Source organism: Tautonia marina, assembly GCF_009177065.1.
GTDB classification, from domain to species: Bacteria; Planctomycetota; Planctomycetia; order Isosphaerales; family Isosphaeraceae; genus Tautonia; species Tautonia marina.
This window is the reverse complement of record NZ_WEZF01000002.1, coordinates 408,767-428,766: the sequence shown is the minus strand read 5'-3', so window position 1 is coordinate 428,766 and position 20,000 is coordinate 408,767. Positions and strand designations below refer to the sequence as shown.

Sequence of the window (20,000 nt, the reverse complement as noted above, 5' to 3'; positions counted from 1 at the left end):
TCCAGGGCGAAACCATTACGATAAAACCAGAACGAAAAAACCCGAGATCAACCTAGGCGAGGATGTCGATCCGATGGCCAGGCCGTCGAAGGAGCTAACCGAGCGGGAATTGCAAGTGATGCACGCCTTCTGGACCCTCGGCGAGGCCGGGGTGGCCGAGGCCCGCGACGAGCTGATCCGCAAGAAGCAGGGGACCCCCGCCTATACGACGGTCGCCACCCTCGTCCGCATTCTGGCCGAAAAAGGGTTCCTGTGCCAGGTTAATCAGGATCGGCCCTTCCGCTATCGACCTGCGCGAACCTATGAGGAGGTGTCCCGTCGTCTGCTTGATCAGGTGGTGGAACATGTTTTCAAAGGGTCGCGCGAGCAACTTCTCTTGCGACTGGTGGAACGCCGCTCCCTCTCGGCCCGCGAACGGGCCGTCCTCGAACGATTCCTGAACGCGGAGGCCGAGGAATGATCGACCCCTGGACCTGGCCGCTCTCCTGGATCGTCCGAGGCTTGGCCCTGGCGGTGGCGTCGGGAGCTTTTTACCTGATCGTGCGACGGGCCGGTCCCATCGTCGGCGTCACGGCGTCAGCGACCGGCCTCGTCCTCCTGGCCGTGCTTCCGTTCCTGCTGCTCGTGCCTGGGCCGCGCTGGGACGTTCCGATCGGATCACGCCTGGCCGACCTCGGCTCCTTCACCGATCTCGGCGATCCGCCCGAGCCCTCGCTTCCCCCTCAGTTGGAGGAGCTAGCCCTGTCTCAGGAGCGTCTTCCCAACGGATCAACCGAGCCTCGACAGGACCGCTCCGCGCAGATCTCGCCCGCTTCGGGGAGCCAGCCGACGGCCGACTTTTCTCCGGACCCGTCTCCGGCACCCGACTCGCTCTCGGGCCTCTCGAAATCCTGGCGATCAGCGGTGGCCATGATTTTGGCGGCCCTGGTGGCGATGAGCCTCGTGAGGCTCATCTTCGGAATCGGCGCGGTGGCTCGGCTTCGATCGCGGGGCGAACCGATCCACGACCCTTCGCTTGCCGATTTGCGGGATCTTCTGCGGGCCGAACTGTCGATCACCCGCACGGTCGAACTCCGCGAGGCTTCTGGCCTGGGGCCTCCCGCGACGATCGGCTGGCGAAGGCCGGTTGTGCTCTTGCCCGACGACTGGCGATCGTGGGACGCCGCCGAGGTGCGGGCTGTCCTGGCACATGAACTGTCGCACATCCATCGGGCCGATTTCCTGGTGGCGTTCCTCGCCCAGCTGGGCGTGGCGCTGCACCCGTACAATCCGATCGCCTACTGGCTGGCCGGACGCCTCCGGCTCGACCAGGAACTCGCCGCCGACGCTTCTGCCGCCCAACTCTCGGGGGGCCGTCGTGCGTACCTGACCTGCCTCGCTCGGCTTGCCCTGCGGCGCGATGATCACGCCTCGGGCGGGCCTGCTCGTGCCTTTCTTCCGGTCCGAGGAACCCTCGTCAGGAGAATTGAGATGCTGCGCTCGGAACGCTCACCCGATCGAGACGCCCCCTCCCGGGCCTCCCGAGGCCTGACCATTGCCTCGATCAGTGCCCTGGCCTTGCTCTGCGTCGGCCTTCAGGCTCCCGAACCCGCCCAGGCCCGACCGCAAGACAACCCCGCTGCCGAGGCCGCCCCGCTCGGCTCCGACGGCTTCGACCTCTCACCCGTCCCGGCCGATGCCGCCTTCGTCGCGGCGATCCGCCCGGCCCGGCTTGCCACCCAGCCCGAAATCCAGGATCTGATCGACGAGTTCGACCCGATGGGCCAGATCTTCGGCGGCATCGACCTGCCTGTCTCGGGTCTGGAACAGGTCACGGTCGTCGAGATGCGACGCATGGAGCCTCCCCCTCGTCGCGGAAGCATGCCAATTGTGCCCGACCTGATCATTGTTCGCACCGTCGATCCTGTCGGCGATGAGCTGATCAGCAACATCCTCAAGGAGTTCGAGACCGTCTCCTACCTCGGGACCCGTTATCAACGGGCGAGGGGGGCGCGGCTGACGACCTTCCGGTTCGATCCTCAGACCCTGATCATTTCTCAAAGCGAGCAAACCCTCCGCTATCTCATCGCCGAGCGCAACCGGCCGAACGCCTCACCCCTCTGGCTCGAAGCGGCCGGGCCGGTCAATGCTGGACAGCTCCTTCTCGCCTTCGAAACTCCCTGGCTGACTCAACTCGTCGGTCCCCCGCCCGCCCGGGGAGCCGGTCCCTTCGGACCGCTCGCCCTGATCGGCCCGATGCTCGACCGCGCCTCGGCCTACGCCATCAGCCTCGACCTCTTCGACGGCGTTTCGATCACCGGCCTTGCCCTCTGCGGCGACGAGGAGGGCGCGACGCAGGTCTCCGAGACCGCCACCGCCTTCAAAACGCTCGGCCGCAACGCCCTCAACACCCTGCAGGAGAGGGTGACCGAACCCGACGCCGGATCGGAGTCGTCCTTCGCGGTGCTCAACGAGATCGAGACCCTCCTCAACGCCGTCACGATCTCCGCCGACGGTTCCACCGTTCGTCTCCAGGCCGAGACCGACCAGGACCTCTCGGCGATCATGCGGCTTGCCATGGAGCCGATCAACGTGGCCCGCATTGCCAGTCGGCGGACGCAATCAACGAACAACCTCAAGATGATTGCGCTCGCCCTGCATAACTATCACGACGTCTACGGCCACTTCCCCCCTCCAGTGCTTTACGCCGAGGATGGCACCCCTTATAGCTGGCGGGTCGCGCTGCTCCCTTTTCTGGAACAGGCTCCACTCTATAACGAGTATCGCATGAACGAACCCTGGGACAGCCCGAACAACCGGAAACTGCTCGAACAGATGCCCAGCGTCTACCGCGTCCCCGGCTCCGAGAGCGATCCGACCCATGCCGACTACTTCGCCCTCGTCGGCCCGATGAGCCTCATGGGAATGCCCGGCAAGGGAACAAACATTGCCAAGATCACCGACGGCACCTCGAACACCCTCGCCATTGTCGAAACGAAGCGCCCCATTCCCTGGACCCAGCCCGAAGATATTCGCGTCTCTGACCCCTCGGCCAACCCGAACGAACTTGTTGTCCCCGAGTTTGGCGGGTTCTGGCCCGAAGGCTTCCAGGCTGCCTTTGGCGACGGCTCTGTTCGATTCCTGTCGTTCACCATCAATCCCGACGTCCTTCGCGCCCTCATTACGAAGAGCGGGGGCGAGGTGATCCGCGCCGAGATTGACTGAGCTGGTGGCGTGAGCGATCGCTCTTGATCTGCTTTGTCTGTCTCCCCGATCGCTTCTTCCTACCTCGACAGCGTCTCGGGATCGATCGTTGGTGTGATCGATCCCGAGGCGTTCCGACGGGGTTCAGGAGGTTTCCGCGTCCTGTGGATCGGTCTCGGACTGCTCCGCCTCGGGCAGGTTGTACGGTGGAGTGTTCAGGACCTCCTCAATCCGACGGATCACCTCGGGGCTCGATTCCCGGTGCGGGTCCATCAAGACCTCGGCCTCGGCATGGATCGCCCGATTGGTCCGTTCGCGCAGTTCAGCGACTTCAATCGCGATGAACTCATCAAAACTTTCCGAAAATTCCGCGTGGAAGCCGGGAAAAGACGACTGGCCCGGTTCCCGCAAGGCAATCAACTCCTTGAAGCGGTCAACCTCAGTCCGAAGGTCCAGGCCGGTTTGCGCTTCCCATCGGCGCACGGTTTCTTGTAAGTGATCGAGTTCCTCCTCCGGTTCGAGATCCGGCATGAACCGAGGCTGTTCTCCCTCGCCCTCACCGTTGACGAAGGGTTCGATCTGATCGAGGATCTCCAGCAGCCCCTCATTGTATTCGTACTGGAGCGGCGTGTAGCGGGCAGATTGCTCGTTGATGATCGCGCTGATCTTCTGCATCAGTTCCTGATAGAGCCGCTGGTCTTCCTGACTCAACGGTGGACCGTCCGGGGCATCGCCTGGTTTCCCCGCCGGATCACCACACCCGGTCGCCAGTCCAACCAGGAAGATCCACGAAACTGTTTTCCAGAAACACGTATGTATCTTCATGATCAAGTACCACGTTGAACCTTCAAAATCAGTCGATCACCGGGGGGATAGCCGATGGAACGCGGAGGAAGGCCGCCGTGTGTGGACATTCCTCCGCGTCCCAAACACGTTGCAACACGCGGAAACGTCAGCCGGATCAGAAGGCATCGGCCGAGATGACCTCGCCGCCTTTTCTCGTGCTCAACGCTCGGTAGACGTCACGGTTGATGGTTTCCTTGACGGCCGTCACCCGTCCGTCGGCAAACAGGAAATTGACGATCCCCGCGTGCTCGCTTCGGAAGCCGAAGCACGGAACCCAGTTGCCGCTGTTGTTCAATCGCCCGTTGCCGTCGCCGTACCCGACATTCTCGAAGATGGTGATCTTCCAGTTGATCGGCACCGACGTGAACGCATAATTCCCGTTCGGGTTCGGCCACGAGAACCAGTTGCACGACTCGTACAGCGATTCACCAATGGCGAAGGTGTTGCTCGTGCCGTCTGTGATGTCACGGATGCCCCAGGTTCCCCCTTGCCGGCAGATGATTCCGGTGCAAGTCTTCCCGTTGCCGAACGCGTTGTTCCGAACGTTCGGCAAGCTCTGGAAGGGCCAGGGGCTGGTGTCGTTCGTCGGGCCGGTCGTGTTGTCGCCGGCGTTGACAAAATAATTCAGCTTCGGACCCAGCGGTGCCTGGCCATTCGCTCCAGTGGGGCCAACCCCACTGTCCCATCGGCTAAACGACGATTGGTCCGGCGAGGGGTCAGATGGACACTTGTAGACATTGATTTGCGTTGTCAACGCCGTCAGATTGATCGCTCCGTCATCCGGACCGCGTGCGAACGGCACCTCGAAGTTAATCGCGGCGTAAACGTTATTCTGCTCGATGTAGGGAAGGATCATTTGAAAGAAGCTGGCGCGAAATGTGTTGTTCGCGATTGTGTTATTCCCGGGCATCGCCCAGAGCAGCGTTGGGAACGATCCTATCGTGTCGTGGTAATTGTGCATGGCGATGCCAAGCTGCTTCAGGTTGTTCGTGCATTGGGCACGACGAGCAGCCTCGCGAGCGCTCTGGACCGCGGGAAGCAGCAGGGCGATCAAGACGCCAATGATCGCAATGACCACCAGCAACTCGATCAGGGTAAAGCCGACCCTGCGGCTTCGCCCGGCTCGCCCCGAGACAGACTGAGAAAGACCTCGCATTCCGTTCTCCTTCTCCTGGCCGTCCCCGATCCGAGCCAACAGGGCTCAATCGAGGAAGCCCTCGATGGTTCAAATCGCCATGAGGATCTGGAGCGTCTCAGGCCCCGGCACCATGTGATGACTCACTGACCCCGGCCGGAGCTTTGCTTATCATGTGATGGGATAACCCACAGAACAAGCAGAAAATACGCTTTTTTTGTTCGCTCAAGCATGGAGGATCATGTGGAACAAACTCAGGATTCCCAGGGGCACGAATCTGCACGAGCGCGACAGATCGTCGTATTCGTGATTGCCCTGGTCATTTTCGTGTCCGGGACATGGTGGTGGTGGAACGGTCGCCCTGAACGCCACCTCGATCAGGCCACTCGCCATCTGCAGGAGGGACGTCCCGCCTCGGCCCGGCAATGGCTAACCCTTCCCGAGCAGACCCCTCGCACGGCGGATCAGGCCCGGTTGCTCCGTGCGCAAATTGCCCTCGAACTCGACAGCCCTTCGGCCGCGGTTACTCCTCTTGAGCAAATCGCTCCCGACGGTCCGCTCGCTGCCGAGGCCGCGTACTGGAAAGGAAAGGTTTTGCTGGCGCAGGGAAATCTGCCCTTTGCCCTCGCCTGGTTCGCGCGATCCCTCCAGGAGCGGCCCGACCACCCCGAATGCCTCCGGGCGATGGCCGTGGCGGCCTACGATCTGGGCGATCTGGAGACGGTCCTGCGAGCGCTCCGCGATTTGACCCGAGTCCAGCCCGACGACCATGCCGCCTGGCGGACACTCGGGCTGGTCCGACTCCAGATGCCCGACGCGGGTGACAGGATCATGGAAGAAGCGGCCGACGCCTATCGGACGAGTCTGGAGTTATACCCTCACCAGCCACTTGCACGTTTGGAACTGGCCGATGTGCTCATGCGGCAAGGTCACTTGCATGAGGCTCGGGACCAGCTCAACGCCTGTCGGGGACGGGTTCCCGAGGCGCAGCACCTGAGCCTCCTCGCTCGCATCTCCTGGGAACTTGGAGACCGTGAGCAGACCATCGCCTTGCTCGACGAGGCCCAGGACCAGGGGTTGGAGCATCCCGATCTGTTTGCGCTTCGCGGTCTGATCGCTCAGGCCGAAGGGCGGCCGGAAGACGCCGAACCCTGGTTCGACCGCGCGATCGACGCAGATCTGTTCAACTTCCGCCGCTATTACCAGCGGGCGACCTTGCTTCGCATCCTCGGCCGATCGGAGCAGGCCAACGCCGATGCGCAACGGGCCGAGGAATTGAAGCAAGCTCTCGAGACCATGTCTGCGATGAACGCAGAGGCCGCCGCGAGGCCCACCGATCCGGCCATTCGGAACCAACTGGGCCGGCTTTGCGAACGGCTCGGCAAGGTTCAGCTTGCCGCCTCCTGGTATCGAGCGGCCCTTGCCTGCGATCCCGGCAACCAGGAAGCTGCCGCCGCACTCGCCGCCCTGGGGCCATGAGTCACGGGCCGCGGAGGTGGCCTGCGACCTCGATCAGTCGGTCAGCTCCAGGTCGTGGGTGTTTCTCCCCTCCTCAACCGTCACGTTCAGGTCGGTGGTGCTCGTGGAGGAATATTTCTCGGGAACCAGGTATTTCGGCGGAGCGATGGGAAGATTTCCCTGGGCATCGGGAATGGGCATGCTCCCTCCCTCGATGCTCGGGTCCATCTCCATCGATTGCACCAGCACGACATGATCGCCCAGCACGGCGCCATCGCCTGGCGTGAACGTGGTCAGCTCGTACGAACCGTCCGGGCCGATTTCTCCCGTCGCCGACTGACCGGTCGCCGAATTGGTTGGCACAAAGGTGACGATTCCCTTGCTCACGGGCTCACCGTTGTAGGTGACTGTCCCCGAAACCCTACCGAGCTTCGGCTTGTTCGGGTCGCCTCCGCAACCCATCGGCAGTGCGATCAACGCAACCAGAACCAGACCCCTCGCGATCGAAGGCCGGCGATCGAGAAACGCGGTTCGAAACACGGAAGCCTCCTCAAAGGAATGCGAAGCGCAGTCGATTCGACCCATCGAATCCAGGGACGTGAGAAACTCCGTTGAACCGGACACGACCATGCCTGTCAAGCGGCTGCCTGCAAAATCCTGGTCGCGTTTGATCGGTGACCCACCCTGCCGGAGTCACGCATGAGATCGGACGATCTCTTTTGTTTCTCTTTGATCAACCGGCAGTAGCCGCCTGGTCCAGTGCCAACCGGAGTGCGGCCGTTGCCTCGGGATCTGTCATCTTATGGTCGATCCCGACGACCCAGAGCGCCTTAGGCGGCAGGCCGCTCCGGGCGATCAGTTCTCGAGAATCGTCGGTCGGGATGACCTCATCGGCTTCCGAATGCAGGATCACGGTATTTTGCGTTGCGACGACTTCCGCATTTCCCCAACGCTTCCAGGCAGGGGCGATCAGGACAACGGGCACCACTCCGGTCGAGATCGCCAGGGCGACGGCTCCGCCTCGGCTGGAGCCGACCACCACGTCCGGCCGTTCTCGTTCGAACGCCTGCCGGGCGCGGTGGACCGACTTGGCGAAGTCCTCGTCGGGAAGGTGTGGGTTGATGACCTCATGGCCGATCGATTTTGAAGAAGGTCGGCTTCACCCCGCCGGGCTTCGAATACAGACCGTGCAGGTAGAGAATCCGGCTCATGCCTCCCCTTCCTCCACCGGCAGGTCGAGCCGAGGCCCCCACTCGTTCCACGAGCCGTCGTAAACGGCCAGGTCTTCGAATCCGAGGCGGTGAAGTTGGAACGCGAGCACTGTCGCGGCCACCCCGCCGTTGCAATAGGTGACGATTGGGCGCTCCGGATCAAGCGACACGGAGGCAAGCCGCTCCCGCACCTTGGCCGGATCGAGAAACCCACCCCCTTCGGCGAAGAACAGCTCCCTCGGCAAGTGGATCGCGCCGGGAATATGTCCGCCACGAGGCCCTCGACGTTTTGCGCCCGTAAACTGCCCTGCGTCTCGGGCGTCGAGAATCTGCGCGGTGGTGCCGAGCATTGCCAGCAATTCGGCCGCTGTCACCCACATCCGTTCCCGAGCCTTCGGGGTGAAGGTCTGCGGCGCAACCGAGACGGGGCCCGACTCAACCGGCCTGCCTTCCTCGACCCAGCGATTCATGCCGCCGTCAAGCACGCTCACCGCGTCGTGCCCGTAGGCTCGCAAGGCCCACCAGAGCCGGGTGGCGAACTGACCTCCCATGTGGTCCACGGCCACGACATGCGTCTCGTCGCCGACGCCGCGCTCACCCATCGCCTTCGCAAACCGTTCCGGCCGGGCAAGCTGTGCGGGCACGGGATCATCCGGTTCGACAATGTCCACCGTCCAGTCCACGAAGACGGCGCCGGGAATGTGTCCGGCCTCGTATTCCTCGGGAGCGCCTCGGTAGGTGGCCTCCTCCACTCCCGGTTCGATCGGCCGGGTACTGACAGACCCTCGGATGTCGAGCACACGGAGCTTTGGGTGGTTCAGGTGTTCGGCGAGCCATTCCGTCGAGACAAGCGGTTCGTGCGTCAGCATCAACAGGCCCCTGCGTCCGTCGGGTGCGGTTCAGTCTCTCGATCCACCGGGAAGGAATGACTAGGATAGTGTCCCATCGCCGATTGACCAAGATGATCCAACGCCGCCCTTTCGGCGCATCGGCAGGCTCGACGCCGTGATCGTGCCGACCGCAAGGCCGCGTTCCGAAGCCCTGAGCCCCGTCTTGCTCGTCGGTCCATTGTCCCAAGCTCCCCTCAACGAGGCGACCGTTCGCATGAGAGCCGCTGTTTTCGATCGTTTCGGCGAGCCCGCCGAGGTTGTGCGGATTCAGGAGGTTCCCACACCCGAACCCGGCCCGAATCAGGTCCGGGTCCGGATGGTCGCCAGCCCGGTCAACCCCTCAGACCTGCTCTTTACCCGGGGCCGCTACTCGATCCGGCCAAACCTGCCGGCCTCTCCCGGATTCGAAGGAGTCGGCGTGGTGGACGCCGCCGGGCCGGGTCTGGTCGGCAAGGCCCTGGTTGGGCGTCGGGTCGCGGTCATCAATGGCGAAGGGGGGAACTGGGCCGATTTCGCCGTTGTCCCCGCTTTCCAGGCAATTCCGGTCCCCGGTTCCTTGCCCGACGAGCAGGTGGCGTCCTTCTTCGTCAACCCGGCCACCGTGCTGGCCATGGTCCGCCACGAGCTGGCCGTGCCTCGCGGTGCCTGGCTCCTGCAATCGGCCGCCAACTCCGAGCTGGGCAAGATGATTGTTCGCCTCGGTCGGCATGACGGATTCCGGACGATCAACGTCGTCCGCCGCCCCGAAGCCGCCGACGAGCTGCACGAACTGGGCGCCGACGCCGTGATCGTCACGACCGATGGACCGATCCCCGATCAGGTCCGCCGGGTGGTCGGCCCCGAGGGGGTCCGCTTCGCCGTCGACCCGGTCGGCGGCGACATCGGCACGGGGGTCTTCGAGTCCCTGGCCCCCTCCGGCACGCTCCTGGCCTACGGTTCCTTGACCGGCGAGCCGATCCGGATCGACACCCGGTTGATGATCTCCGGCGGTCGGGTTCTCCGAGGGTTCTGGCTCGGCCACTTCATGCGATCACGCAGCAAGGTCGCCGCCGTCCCCCTGTTTGCTCAGGTCGGCCGCTTGATTCGCCAGGGAGTCCTCTCGACCTCGGTCGGGCCGAGCTTCCCCCTCGACCAGATTGCCGACGCTGTCCGCGCCGCCGAGCAACCAGGCAAACCCGGAAAGGTCCTCCTGCGGCTCCAAGCCTGATCGCATGCGCTGACTGCTCATCGGGTTGTTTTCATTTTTTTTGTCGCCGGAGGGGCCTCCTCCCGGTAGAATTCACCATCATCGCAGATTCATGCCGACCCGAGCGAGTTCCTCTCAACGGTAACCGGTCGACGTTTTCTGGCTTTGCCCGCGCCTTCCTCCACCGAATCGATGCTGCAATCGATCCTCGGTGACGTCCCGGAACCTTTTCCGGGGGCAGGGTCGCTTGCCTTCTCGTCCCGGACATCCTAGATTGCGATCGTGTTCGGCATGCTTCCAATCGACGAGTTCATCTTCCAGCCGGAGGATGCCTCGACGATTTTCCGCATCGAACCGCGCTAGACGCATTGAATGGCAAGCCCCGGCAGGTCTGACGGGTGGGGCGCGTGTTGCACCAGTCTCCTTGGCGCAACCGTTTTCCCATGCGTTCGCGCTCAACCAGCCGGGCGGGGAATTGAAGCACGATGGCAGTTTCGCAGACTTCGGGGACTCAGGACTGGCGGGCAATCGCTCAACTTAGCTCGGGAGGGGAACGCCTCCTCTGTGTCGGCGAGAGCTCCTCGCAGGTGCGCGCCGCCTACGTCGGCGCCTGGGGAGAAGTGATTCGCGACGAAGATCGACCGACGGTCCAATCCATCTCCCTTCAGAAGTGGGCCGGCCAGGTCTGGGCCGGGCAGTGGGAGCATCAGCAGTCGCTGGAAGTCCCCGCCTCTCCTCGCAAGGACAAGGGTGAGGCTCAATCCCTGGCCAATGGCAATGGCAACGGGGCCGAGGCCGAGACCGAGGCCGATCTTGAGTCTGCCCCCGAAGTGGACGCCGAGGACGACACCGACGAGGCCGCCGAGATCACCGAGTCCTGAAGCTCGCCGCGCCTCGCCTTGCCTCGTTCCGCCCGTTGATCGCGTCGTTTTGGCGCGTCTCGGGGCGATCCCTCAACGCGTTCTCCTGACCGATCCCCGGCCCTTTTGCCGGGGATTTTTTTTCATGATCGAGCGGAGGAGCTTCGCCCCCCCCGCCCGAGGTTCCAGACCGTTTGTGGGGTGAGCCCAGGGAGGGGTTCGCAGCCTCGCTGCTGCTCGGCGCGTGCCCGATCTCCTCGCGCTCAAGGGGTCCAGAGCGGATCATGCTCCCGCCGGCTCGCCCAGACCGTCACGTCGGGGAAGCTCCGGCCAATCCGAGTGGCCAGCATTTCGACCGCCGGACGCTCCGTCGCGTGATGCCCGGCCACGATCAGGCCGATCCCCTTCGCCTCGGCCTCCAACGCCCGATGAAAACGGGCCTCGCCGGTCAGGAACACATCCGCCCCCGACCGCGCCGCATCTCCCACGAAATCGTCCGCCCCCCCGCAGGCCACCGCCACCCGCTCAACCCGCCGATCCGGCGCTCCGACACACTGCAAGCTCGTAGCCGGAAGTCGCTCTCGCACCCGCCTCGCAAAGGCATCGAGCGTCATCGGTTCGGAGAGCCGTCCGACCCGGCCCACTCCCGCGGTGTCGTCTCTGACGATGGTCGGATACACGTCGATCGCCGGTTCCTCGTACGAATGAGCCGCCCGGATTGCCGCCAGGACTCCGGCCAGGCGCTCCCCTGGGCAAACGACCTCGATCCGCTGCTCACGGGCCACCTCGCGCCGTCCTGATTGCCCGACCGTCGGATTCGTCCCCTCCAGGCCGAGGAAGGTGCCGAACCCCTCGATCGTGTACGAGCATTCGACGTAATCCCCAATCCTCCCCGCTTCCGCGCCGAAGGCCGCCGAGAGGACCGCCTCTCGGTCTGCTTCCGGAGTGAACACGACCACCTTGGTTGCCTGTTGCTCCGCCCCCGGTTTCAGCGGTCCGACATCGATCAGACCAAGTGTCTCACACAGAAAATCATTGATCCCGCCCTTCGTATTATCGAAGGCGGTGTGCGGGCTGTAGATCGACACGCCCGCCCTCGCCAGCGACCAGAGAAAGCCGTCCGCCTGATCGCTCCGCAACCGCTGGACCGGCTTGAACCAGACCGGATGATGGCTCACGATCAGGTTTGCCCCCTCCTCGATCGCCTCCGAGGCGCTCTCTGGCGTAATGGTCAAGCAGGTCATCACCTTCTCGACCGTAGCGTGGGGATCGCCGAGCAAGAGCCCGACGTTATCCCAGCTTTCCGCCAGCCGAGGCGGGGCGAAGTCGTCCATCCAGGCGGCCAGGTCGGCGACGGTGGTCATCGGGCATCCTCCGATCGGAGCCAGGCATTCAGGTCGGTCATCAGGCCTTGCGTGACGGGTCCAGGGGTATTGTAGCGACGGCCTCTCTCAGGGCCGGTCACCCCCTCCGGATCGAACCGGGCGACCGGCATGATGCCTCGTCCGGCGTTCGTGAGAAAGCACTCCTCGGCCGCGATCATCCGGTCGATCGTCACGCTCGCCTCCTCGTGAAGGGTCATCCCGAGCGTGTTCGCCCGCTCCATGATCACCCCCCGCATGATTCCCGGCAGGAACGGGGCTGAGGAACCTTGCGAGCGGACGACCCCGGGGGTCACAAGCTCCCCTCGCTCCACCAGAAACAGATTGCTCCGGCTTCCTTCCAGGATCGCCCCTGACTCGTCCCGGCTGAGATTTTCGTCAAACCCGAGACGCTGCGCTTCCTCGAAGGCAATCCGCCTCGACCAGTAATTCAAGGTTTTCGCCTGCATCAGACGGTCTTCCGGGGCGACTCTCCACTGCGAGCAAACGCTCAGACCGGCATCGGGAATCGGCGGAGGAAGCGCCCGGGTTCTCATCCAGATCGTTCCGGGCCTGCCCTCATCAAAACCTCCCGAGAGCACGATCCGCAGCGAGCAATCTCCGGTCCTTCCCTCCGCCTCCCGTAAGGCCTCCACCGCCCCGTGATCCGGCAATTCTTCCGGCCTCATCGGCAGGCCGAGTGCGTCGGCCCAGCCCTGCAACCGGGTCAGATGCCGCTCCAGCAACGTCGCCCGTCCGTTCCAGGTCCGAAGCGTTTCAAACAGCCCGAGCCCATGCTCAAACGTCCGATCGAACACGCTGATCCTCAGCGCCTCATCGGGAACGATCTCCCCCCGGACCCAGATCATCCCCGAGCCTCCAGCACGTCTCGCATGGCTCGCCCTTTGTGCAGGGTTTCCTCGTATTCGAGCTGCGGGTCGCTGTCGGCCACGATACCGCCGCCCACCTGATACGACACCCGATTCCCCTCCACCAGCATCGTCCGGATCGCAATGTTGAATGCCGAGCGGCCTCCGAGACTGTAATACCCGATCGCCCCCGTATAGAGGCTCCTCCGGGTTGGCTCCAGCTCGTCGATAATCTCCATCGCCCGGATCTTCGGCGCCCCGGTGATCGAACCCCCCGGAAAGACCGCCCGCACCACATCGATCGGCCCCACCCCTTCGCGCAATCGTCCCTCGATCGTCGCCACCTGATGATGCACGGTCGCGTAACTCTCGATCGACGATGGCTCCGTGACCCGGACCGATCCATACGCGCAGACTCTCCCCAGATCGTTTCGTTCCAGATCGACAATCATCGCCAGTTCTGCGCGATCCTTCGCACTGGCGATGAGATCGGCTCGCTGCGCCTCATCCTCCGATGGCGAAATTCCCCGCGGCCTTGTCCCCTTGATCGGCCGGGTCACGATCCGAGCCCCTTGCGTCTCGTAAAACAACTCTGGGCTGGAACTGATCACCGATCGCTCCTCATCCAGCCGCAACAGCGCAGAGTAGGGGGCCGGGCTTCTCGTGCGCAATCGGCGATACAGATCGAGCGGCACCGGAGTCCCTCTGACCTCGAACCGTTGCGAGATGTTCGCCTGAAAGATGTCTCCCGCGTGGATGTACTCCACCGCCCGGCCCACGGCCCGTCGATACCCCTCCGCCGAGAAATTGCTGACCAGCGGCGTCTCGAACCGCGATTTCGCCACACGTTCAGGAGCGTCTTGCAGCCATCCTCGCCAGCGATTCCCCCGCTCCTCGACCCGCTCGATCGGCTCGCCGAGCAGGTTCACCACCCACAGGCTGGCGGTTTCCGAGCGATGATCGACCGCCACAAACGTATCGTACAGACGAAAGAAAACGCTCGGCATCCGGCTGGCGCAAGCAGCCTTGCGCGGCACGCGCTCGATCCAGGGGGCCAGATCGTAGCCGAAGACCCCGATCAACCCCCCGAGAAACGGTGGCAAGTCGTCTCCCGTTTCACGTCCCAACTCCGCGGGCAGCGGACCTTGCAGTCCTAGCTCCTCGATCCAACGACCCAGCCGATCCAGCGGATCGCCTCGGCCGAGTTCCTCGTCGTCCCTCGGATCGAACGCAAACGTCCCCACCGGATGCGCCACCAGAATGCTCCAGCGCCCCGCATCGCCGAAGCCCGGTCCCCCTTCCAGCAAGGCCGCGCCGGGCATGCTGCCGACCCGCAGGCGGAGCCGATCGGCCGAGAGGTCCAGAGGGAATCGGAGCAGGGGGAGGCCGATCGTCGGCGGCAGGGTCTCGGGCACGGCAGCGGGGTCCGTCACGTCAACTTCGGGCGAACTTGGAAACACATCGCGACGCGATCGGTTCGAAAACGACCGCCGCCACGATACAATCCCATCAGACCAAGAGCCGACCCCCGCGCCAATTCCGCTCGATTCGAGACACGACCCCATGATCCGCTCTCCGCTCGGCATTCGCCTGCTCCCCGACCCCGACCAGACCGTCAAGGACCAGCTCCGCCAGGCCGCCCGACTCGGGGCCAAAGGAATCGTCCTCGACGCCACCGGCGACCTCAACCCCTCTCGACTTTCCGACACCGGCCGCCGCGACTTTCGCCACGCGCTGCGCACGGTTGAGGTTTCGCTCACCGCCCTGAGCCTCCCCACCCGACGCCCGTTCGACACCGACGAGCAGCTCGACGACCGCCTGGCCAAGGCCGATTCCGCCTTCGCCCTGGCCTTCGACCTCGGCGCGACGCTCGTCCTCGCCCGCGTCGGGGCCGTTCCCCCCGAGTCCGACGCTTCCCGCCGCGCCCTGTTCACCCACGCCTTGCACGAACTCGGCCGCCGCGCCGATCACCGAGGCATCCGCCTGGCCCTCGAAACCGGCACCGAATCCGGCGCTGACCTCCGCGCCTTCCTCGACACCCTCAATCAGCCCGGCCTCGCCGCCAGCCTCGACCCCGGCTTCCTCCTCCGCATGGGCCACGACCCGATCGAGGCCACCCGAGCCCTCGGCCCTCTCGTCGCCCACGCTTACGCCCGAGACGCCTCCTCCGCCTCCGACCTCGGCCCCTCCTCCGCCTTCTCCCTCCACCCCCGAGGCTTCGGCTTCCCCGCCGGCGTCCTCGACTGGGAGGAATACCTCGGCTCCCTCGAAGAAATCCACTACTCCGGATTTCTCACCATCTGGCCCGACCCCGAACGCCCCCTCGCCCCCCAGTTCCAAACCCTCGCCGACCGCTTCGCACGCTTCTGAATCACCCATCGCCTCACAATTTCACCTCCTCGATTCCCCTCGCGGGATATGATTGCGCAGCCGTCTCTCAACGTCCTCCCGTTTGTTTGATCTGTTCTGAGGAGCGTCGTCATGGCCAAGGGCAATCACAGCCAGAAGAAGGAAACCAAGAAACCCAAGAAAGAGAAGGCCAAGACCACTCCCAAGGAGCCCCAAAAGTCCTGAGCATCGCCAACCATCTGGCTCGTTCGCCGATCCTCCCTGGTCGTCGCGAGGAGGCTTCGCTCCTCAAGGCCCCATTGGGTGAGCCGATGCAAGGGCGGCCGAGGTCGAAGACCTCGGCCGCCCTTGCCGTACGATCCGATCGAGGCCCGAGTCGTCCGCTCAATCGTCCAACCGCCTTGCCGTGAACCTGACGAACCGCTCGTCGCCGACCTTCAGGCCCGTGCCCGCGTCCCAGATGATCGTCTCGCCCGGCACGACGACCCTGGCGAAGTCGGTCTCCTCCACCGTCACGTCGGTCACCTGATCCGGCAGCAAATAGCTGAAAATCCGCCACCCGTCGTATTTTTCGGCCGTCCGCTTGTTCCCTTCTCCCACGAAGTTCACCGTCACGCGGTAGGTCATCCGCACGAGATCCCCATCCTCGGTCTCGTCAACGTCGAGCGTTTCGGTCAGGGCTGGCTCGCGAGATGGCTCCACCCGAGCCTCCAGCGCCGGATCACCGTACAGGACGAAGATCCCATCGGTGAACTCCGTCCCTTGCCGGTCCCGACCGGAGACGATCTCCTCATCGAGCAAATAGTGCGACCACTGCCTGAGCAAGAACAACGACTCGGCGAACGTCCACCGCCCCTCTTGCTTCAGGAACCAGTCGGCCATGTTCCAGTTCAGCTCGTACCAGGTCGACTGGACCGCGCCGATGTACTGCCTGGCCCCGTTCTTCATCCAGGTCAACGCATACGAGTTGTTGAAGCTGTTCCGACCCGAGTTCACCACGCCGGTCAGGCAGTTGCCGACCGCCCAGTAAACCTTGGGCCTCGACGCCTCCAGGGGCAGTTCCACGCCGGGCGCGCTCATCGTGAACCGCCCGCCCCGCGCCGTCAGGTAGCCCTCGCCCCGGGGATACATCAGCATCCAGTTATGATGTCCCCCGTGGCCCGACCCGATGATCAGGTCGAACTCATCCTCCGACAGCAGCCCATGAACGTGCCGGGCGTCCTCCGCGTCGCTGGTCGGCCCTCCGGAGGAGAGCGTGAACGGCTCGCCCGGCGTCTTCTCACCCAGCTCGCCCCGGTCGCGTGTCCACTCCGTCACATACGTCCCCTCCGGCACCCAGTCCAGCCAGGCCCCGAGGGTCTTCGTAAACGCATTCCGGATCACCACCGGCTCCGCCGATGCTAGTTCCAGCGCATGCTCCTCGTCGAACCCGGTCAGGATTCCCCAGATCGCATCCACATACGGATCATCGTCGAGGTTCCGACAGAACGCATTCGCCACCAGGGCAAATTCCGGGAAATCCTCGGTCGGCTCGCAAACGAAGCACACATACCTCGGGTGATACGCCCCCACCCGGTCGCGGACCTCCTCCGGCGACTCGTCGTAGGCGAACACCTTCCCGCCGTGTTTCGCTTCCAGCGCCCCAACAACCTTGCCCCACGGACCTTCCGCCACCTCCCTCCTCACGACGATCGCATACCTCCCTCCTTCCTCTCCCGCCCCTGCCTCCCCGGCCATCGCGACGAGCCCGACCACCGCCACCAGCCCCGCGATACAGATCCGAGTCATCATACCCCTCCCCAGGAGAACCGCGGCTTCGATAAGGTCAATGGGCCGATCGTACCCGCTCGACCGGTCAGGGGCACGAACGAAATGCCCCGGTCAGCCTCGCAAATTCTACTGTGTGGAGCTCCGCTTCGGCGTTCCCAACGGAGGTCCACACAGCGGACCCTACGAAGCTGGGGGTCAGGATGGCCCCAGCCACACCCGCCGGCAGGTTGGTGGTCTGCAGCGAACTAGTCGTTATACTCTATTGATCGATTAGTAGCTCTCACTGCTTTCACTATTGACTGGGTGGTCGATGGCAACTCGAACCAGACCGAAACCCTCCGCGGTTGACAAGGCTGTCAGTCGAGCGAAGCGTATTGCATTGTTTAATCACAAGGGCGGCGTCAGCAAAACTACAACGACCTTCAATCTTGGTTGGATGTTAGCTTCCAAGGGGCATCGCGTAGTGATGGTAGATGCCGACCCACAATGCAACCTGTCAGGGCTGGTCCTCGGGTACAAGGGGCAAAACGAGTTCGAGTCATTCTATGAGAATCAGCCTCAGCGCAACATCCGAGCCGGATTGTCGCCCGCGTTCGAGTCGCGACCTAAAGAAATCGAGGCAATCGAATGCGTTCCTGTCGAGGGAAATACCAACCTCTTCCTACTCCCCGGTCACATCCGGCTGTCGGAGTATGAGGTGAGTCTCGGGATGGCACAAGAGTTGTCGGGTACTATTCAAACACTTCAGAATCTACCTGGGTCGCTCTCCTATCTGCTAGAAAAGACAGGCCAGAGGTATCGGGCGGAATTCATTTTAATCGACCTGAACCCGAGCCTGAGTTCCATTAATCAAAATCTGGTTATGACAAGTGATTTTTTCATCGTGCCTGCCAGCCCTGATTACTTTTCGGTCATGGCCATTGACTCTCTCACTACTGTCTTCCCTCGGTGGAGAGCGTGGGCTCGGCAAGCGAGCTCGATGAGCGTCTTTCGCGACGCAACGTATCCGCTTCCGACGACGATCCCTAAGTTCCTTGGCACAATCATTCAGAAATACCGGATCAGGGTCCAAGCTGGCCACGACGAGGAAGAGCTTGGTGCACCGTCGAGCGGTACACCCGCCATGGGATTCCAAAAGTGGATCGATGAGATCAATTCGACCGTGCGAAAGAAGTTTGTGCCTATGCTACGCCGTGAGGAAATGATGCTTGACGATCAAAAGTATCGTCAGCAGGGTATTGAAAAGGACTATTGTCTCGCAAGCGTATCAGAATTTAACAGCCTCATCGCCAAGTCCCAGGAGCACCAAGTGCCAGTTTATCAACTCACCGACCAGCAGATCGGCTTGACGGGCGTCGTCCTGGAAAGGACTCTTAAATCGAAGAACATGTTCGAAGCGATCTTCAACAAGTTGGGTGAGATGGTGGTCGAGCTGACTAGCGATGCAGTCGGCACATAATCAACTAGTTGCGAATTTGGCCCGGGCTCGTGACCTAAGGGGGCTCTACGTTACCCTGAAAGCGACGACGGCACCGGCGCTGGATCTAACGGACATCCTGCGAGCAGCGATTGTCTCGGCAGTTAGCGCGTTCGACGCATTCATCCATGAAATTGCTAGGGTCGGTATGGTCGAGATCTACCAAAATGCTCGCCCGAGAACAGATGCTTTTAGGCGTTTCTCCGTTCTGATGGACAATGTCCTCCAGGTCGTCTCTACCCCGTCTAGCACGCAATGGCTGGAAGAAGAGATCAGGCGTCAACATGGCTGGTTAAGTTTCCAGCAGCCTGACAAGGTGGCCGACGCGATTCGTCTCTTCTGCGGCAAAGAGCTTTGGAAGGAAGTCGCCGACCTGCTGGAGATAGACTCTAAGTCGGCGAAGAATCGTTTAGCACTCATCGTTGATCGCAGGAATAAGATTGCCCATGAGGCCGATATGGACCCCAGCTCGCCAGGAGCTCGCTGGCCAATAGATGAAGAGATCGTTCAAGAAGCGATTGATGCGATTGAAGAAATCGCTGGTGCTATTTATCGAGTGGTTACTACTACTGACTGAATCTCTGTACCTGAAGCGAATGTGGTCTGCATCAGCCGGAATGCCCTCCGGGTGCCGGAGGGGTAGTAGGCTTCGGGAACAGGCCCGCGAGTGGCCCGGGCAACTGACCTCCGCCTGAAACGTCTCACCAACCCGTGCCGTAGCATCAGCCCGGTTCCCCCGCTCCCTGGCCCTGGGAGGTGTGTCTTCGCGGACTCGACACACCCTACGGGACTCCCGTCCCCCCGAATTCCCGATTGGGTGACTACCCCTGCCAATTTTCCCGATGATAAGGTCGAGGACCTCGCCCGACCCCCCCGTCCGTCTCGATCCCACGAAACTGACCCGAGGGAGCCCCACGCCGGAAGCGCCCCCCATGGTGTCGCCCTGCCTCTCTGCCGACCTCACTACCCCTCTGTGCCCCTTCCGCGCAGGTCGTCGGTCGTCTTCGTCACGCACTTTCGCCACGTTCCGCGCCCGATTCCCGAAACGAACCTCGGCGAATCGCCTGAATTCCTTTTCCTTAATCCACTTGCCGCAATCCTCCCCCTTTGCTCACCAGCGCACCGTCCGCGCGCGGCTCGGCGCACCACACGCGCATCGCCGGTTCTTTCTCGCCTTCCCACTCCCCTCCCATCCGTGTTTCTTCCGTGCTTCCTCCGTGGATCCTGCTTCCGCGCGCCGATTCCCGAAACGAAGGCACTGTCGCATTCGGGCTGTTACGGTCCATTTTCGGGTTGACAGTTTTCGGTGCCGAAACTCGGCACATGATCGACGCAAGTCATTGCGATTGCGTGGCTTGTCCGCGCCGAAAAATGGCGTGTCGAGCTGGCGAACTGTCAACCCGCT

Annotated in this window: 17 protein-coding genes; 8 read left to right on the top strand and 9 right to left on the bottom strand. The window is 63.0% G+C overall.

Annotated elements, in window-relative coordinates:
- Positions 1–73: 73 nt before the first annotated feature.
- Positions 74–460, top strand: coding sequence for a BlaI/MecI/CopY family transcriptional regulator (locus GA615_RS04255; RefSeq protein ID WP_152050007.1), 387 nt, complete (start codon positions 74–76; stop codon positions 458–460).
- Positions 457–3,204: a M56 family metallopeptidase gene (locus GA615_RS04250; RefSeq protein WP_152050006.1), complete on the top strand. Its 2,748-nt coding sequence runs from the start codon at positions 457–459 to the stop codon at positions 3,202–3,204. The genes GA615_RS04255 and GA615_RS04250 overlap by 4 nt, the downstream gene beginning before the upstream one ends.
- A gap of 123 nt (positions 3,205–3,327) precedes the next feature.
- Here the strand turns inward: GA615_RS04250 and GA615_RS04245 are convergent, their stop codons facing one another.
- Together GA615_RS04245 and GA615_RS04240 are read right to left on the bottom strand one after the other, a co-directional pair.
- Positions 3,328–4,008, bottom strand: coding sequence for a hypothetical protein (locus tag GA615_RS04245; protein WP_152050005.1), 681 nt, complete (start codon positions 4,006–4,008; stop codon positions 3,328–3,330).
- A 136-nt stretch (positions 4,009–4,144) separates the two neighbouring features.
- Complete coding sequence (locus tag GA615_RS04240) at positions 4,145–5,185, bottom strand: DUF1559 domain-containing protein (RefSeq protein ID WP_152050105.1); 1,041 nt, start codon at positions 5,183–5,185, stop codon at positions 4,145–4,147.
- Between the two features lie 222 nt (positions 5,186–5,407).
- Between GA615_RS04240 and GA615_RS04235 the strand changes: the two genes are divergently transcribed.
- Entirely contained in the window at positions 5,408–6,643 is a 1,236-nt protein-coding gene (locus tag GA615_RS04235; RefSeq protein WP_161602165.1) for a tetratricopeptide repeat protein, read from the top strand.
- A gap of 33 nt (positions 6,644–6,676) precedes the next feature.
- Here the strand turns inward: GA615_RS04235 and GA615_RS04230 are convergent, their stop codons facing one another.
- The 3 genes from GA615_RS04230 to GA615_RS04220 form a co-directional block, all read right to left on the bottom strand.
- A complete protein-coding gene (locus GA615_RS04230; RefSeq protein WP_152050003.1) occupies positions 6,677–7,162 on the bottom strand; it encodes a hypothetical protein in 486 nt (161 codons plus the stop codon).
- 193 nt (positions 7,163–7,355) lie between these two features.
- A complete protein-coding gene (locus GA615_RS27765) occupies positions 7,356–7,664 on the bottom strand; it encodes a hypothetical protein (RefSeq protein ID WP_201750101.1) in 309 nt (102 codons plus the stop codon).
- A 165-nt stretch (positions 7,665–7,829) separates the two neighbouring features.
- Positions 7,830–8,702, bottom strand: a complete 873-nt coding sequence (locus GA615_RS04220) for a sulfurtransferase (protein ID WP_235905070.1) — start codon at positions 8,700–8,702, stop codon at positions 7,830–7,832.
- Between the two features lie 235 nt (positions 8,703–8,937).
- Here GA615_RS04220 and GA615_RS04215 point away from each other — a divergent pair, with 235 nt between their 5' ends.
- Together GA615_RS04215 and GA615_RS04210 are read left to right on the top strand one after the other, a co-directional pair.
- Positions 8,938–9,930, top strand: coding sequence for a zinc-dependent alcohol dehydrogenase family protein (locus GA615_RS04215; RefSeq protein ID WP_152050002.1), 993 nt, complete (start codon positions 8,938–8,940; stop codon positions 9,928–9,930).
- Positions 9,931–10,394: 464 nt separating this feature from the next.
- Positions 10,395–10,790 carry a hypothetical protein gene (locus GA615_RS04210; protein ID WP_152050001.1) on the top strand — a complete coding sequence of 132 codons (396 nt, stop codon included), beginning with the start codon at positions 10,395–10,397 and terminating at the stop codon, positions 10,788–10,790.
- 242 nt (positions 10,791–11,032) lie between these two features.
- On the opposite strand, the gene GA615_RS04205 is transcribed toward GA615_RS04210, so the two are convergent.
- The 3 genes from GA615_RS04205 to pabB are packed head-to-tail and all read right to left on the bottom strand — an operon-like array spanning position 11,033 to position 14,432.
- Entirely contained in the window at positions 11,033–12,133 is a 1,101-nt protein-coding gene (locus tag GA615_RS04205; protein WP_152050000.1) for a Nif3-like dinuclear metal center hexameric protein, read from the bottom strand.
- Positions 12,130–12,999, bottom strand: a complete 870-nt coding sequence (locus tag GA615_RS04200; RefSeq protein ID WP_152049999.1) for an aminotransferase class IV — start codon at positions 12,997–12,999, stop codon at positions 12,130–12,132. Before GA615_RS04200 ends, GA615_RS04205 begins: the two co-directional genes overlap by 4 nt.
- Entirely contained in the window at positions 12,996–14,432 is a 1,437-nt protein-coding gene (gene pabB / locus GA615_RS04195; RefSeq protein WP_235905069.1) for an aminodeoxychorismate synthase component I, read from the bottom strand. Before pabB ends, GA615_RS04200 begins: the two co-directional genes overlap by 4 nt.
- A 130-nt stretch (positions 14,433–14,562) precedes the next feature.
- On the opposite strand from pabB, the gene GA615_RS04190 reads away from it, so the two are divergent.
- A complete protein-coding gene (locus GA615_RS04190; protein WP_152049998.1) occupies positions 14,563–15,369 on the top strand; it encodes a sugar phosphate isomerase/epimerase family protein in 807 nt (268 codons plus the stop codon).
- 363 nt (positions 15,370–15,732) lie between these two features.
- On the opposite strand, the gene GA615_RS04185 is transcribed toward GA615_RS04190, so the two are convergent.
- Entirely contained in the window at positions 15,733–17,136 is a 1,404-nt protein-coding gene (locus tag GA615_RS04185) for a hypothetical protein (RefSeq protein ID WP_161602164.1), read from the bottom strand.
- Positions 17,137–17,428: 292 nt separating this feature from the next.
- Between GA615_RS04185 and GA615_RS04180 the strand changes: the two genes are divergently transcribed.
- A complete protein-coding gene (locus GA615_RS04180) occupies positions 17,429–18,577 on the top strand; it encodes a ParA family protein (protein WP_152049996.1) in 1,149 nt (382 codons plus the stop codon).
- Positions 18,561–19,172, top strand: a complete 612-nt coding sequence (locus GA615_RS04175) for a HEPN domain-containing protein (RefSeq protein ID WP_152049995.1) — start codon at positions 18,561–18,563, stop codon at positions 19,170–19,172. The genes GA615_RS04180 and GA615_RS04175 overlap by 17 nt, the downstream gene beginning before the upstream one ends.
- Positions 19,173–20,000: the final 828 nt, after the last annotated feature.

Excerpts from the sequence above, each read along its gene's own strand:
- GA615_RS04240 (WP_152050105.1), bottom strand. The coding sequence starts at position 5,185 with ATGCGAGGTCTTTCTCAGTCTGTCTCGGGGCGAGCCGGGCGAAGCCGC.
- GA615_RS04205 (WP_152050000.1), bottom strand. The coding sequence starts at position 12,133 with ATGACCACCGTCGCCGACCTGGCCGCCTGGATGGACGACTTCGCCCCG.
- GA615_RS04215 (WP_152050002.1), top strand. The coding sequence starts at position 8,938 with ATGAGAGCCGCTGTTTTCGATCGTTTCGGCGAGCCCGCCGAGGTTGTG.
- GA615_RS04175 (WP_152049995.1), top strand. The coding sequence starts at position 18,561 with ATGCAGTCGGCACATAATCAACTAGTTGCGAATTTGGCCCGGGCTCGT.
- GA615_RS04245 (WP_152050005.1), bottom strand. The coding sequence starts at position 4,008 with ATGAAGATACATACGTGTTTCTGGAAAACAGTTTCGTGGATCTTCCTG.
- GA615_RS04210 (WP_152050001.1), top strand. The coding sequence starts at position 10,395 with ATGGCAGTTTCGCAGACTTCGGGGACTCAGGACTGGCGGGCAATCGCT.
- GA615_RS04220 (WP_235905070.1), bottom strand. The coding sequence starts at position 8,702 with ATGCTGACGCACGAACCGCTTGTCTCGACGGAATGGCTCGCCGAACAC.
- GA615_RS04255 (WP_152050007.1), top strand. The coding sequence starts at position 74 with ATGGCCAGGCCGTCGAAGGAGCTAACCGAGCGGGAATTGCAAGTGATG.
- GA615_RS04180 (WP_152049996.1), top strand. The coding sequence starts at position 17,429 with ATGGCAACTCGAACCAGACCGAAACCCTCCGCGGTTGACAAGGCTGTC.
- GA615_RS04190 (WP_152049998.1), top strand. The coding sequence starts at position 14,563 with ATGATCCGCTCTCCGCTCGGCATTCGCCTGCTCCCCGACCCCGACCAG.
- GA615_RS04185 (WP_161602164.1), bottom strand. The coding sequence starts at position 17,136 with ATGACTCGGATCTGTATCGCGGGGCTGGTGGCGGTGGTCGGGCTCGTC.
- GA615_RS04200 (WP_152049999.1), bottom strand. The coding sequence starts at position 12,999 with ATGATCTGGGTCCGGGGGGAGATCGTTCCCGATGAGGCGCTGAGGATC.
- GA615_RS04250 (WP_152050006.1), top strand. The coding sequence starts at position 457 with ATGATCGACCCCTGGACCTGGCCGCTCTCCTGGATCGTCCGAGGCTTG.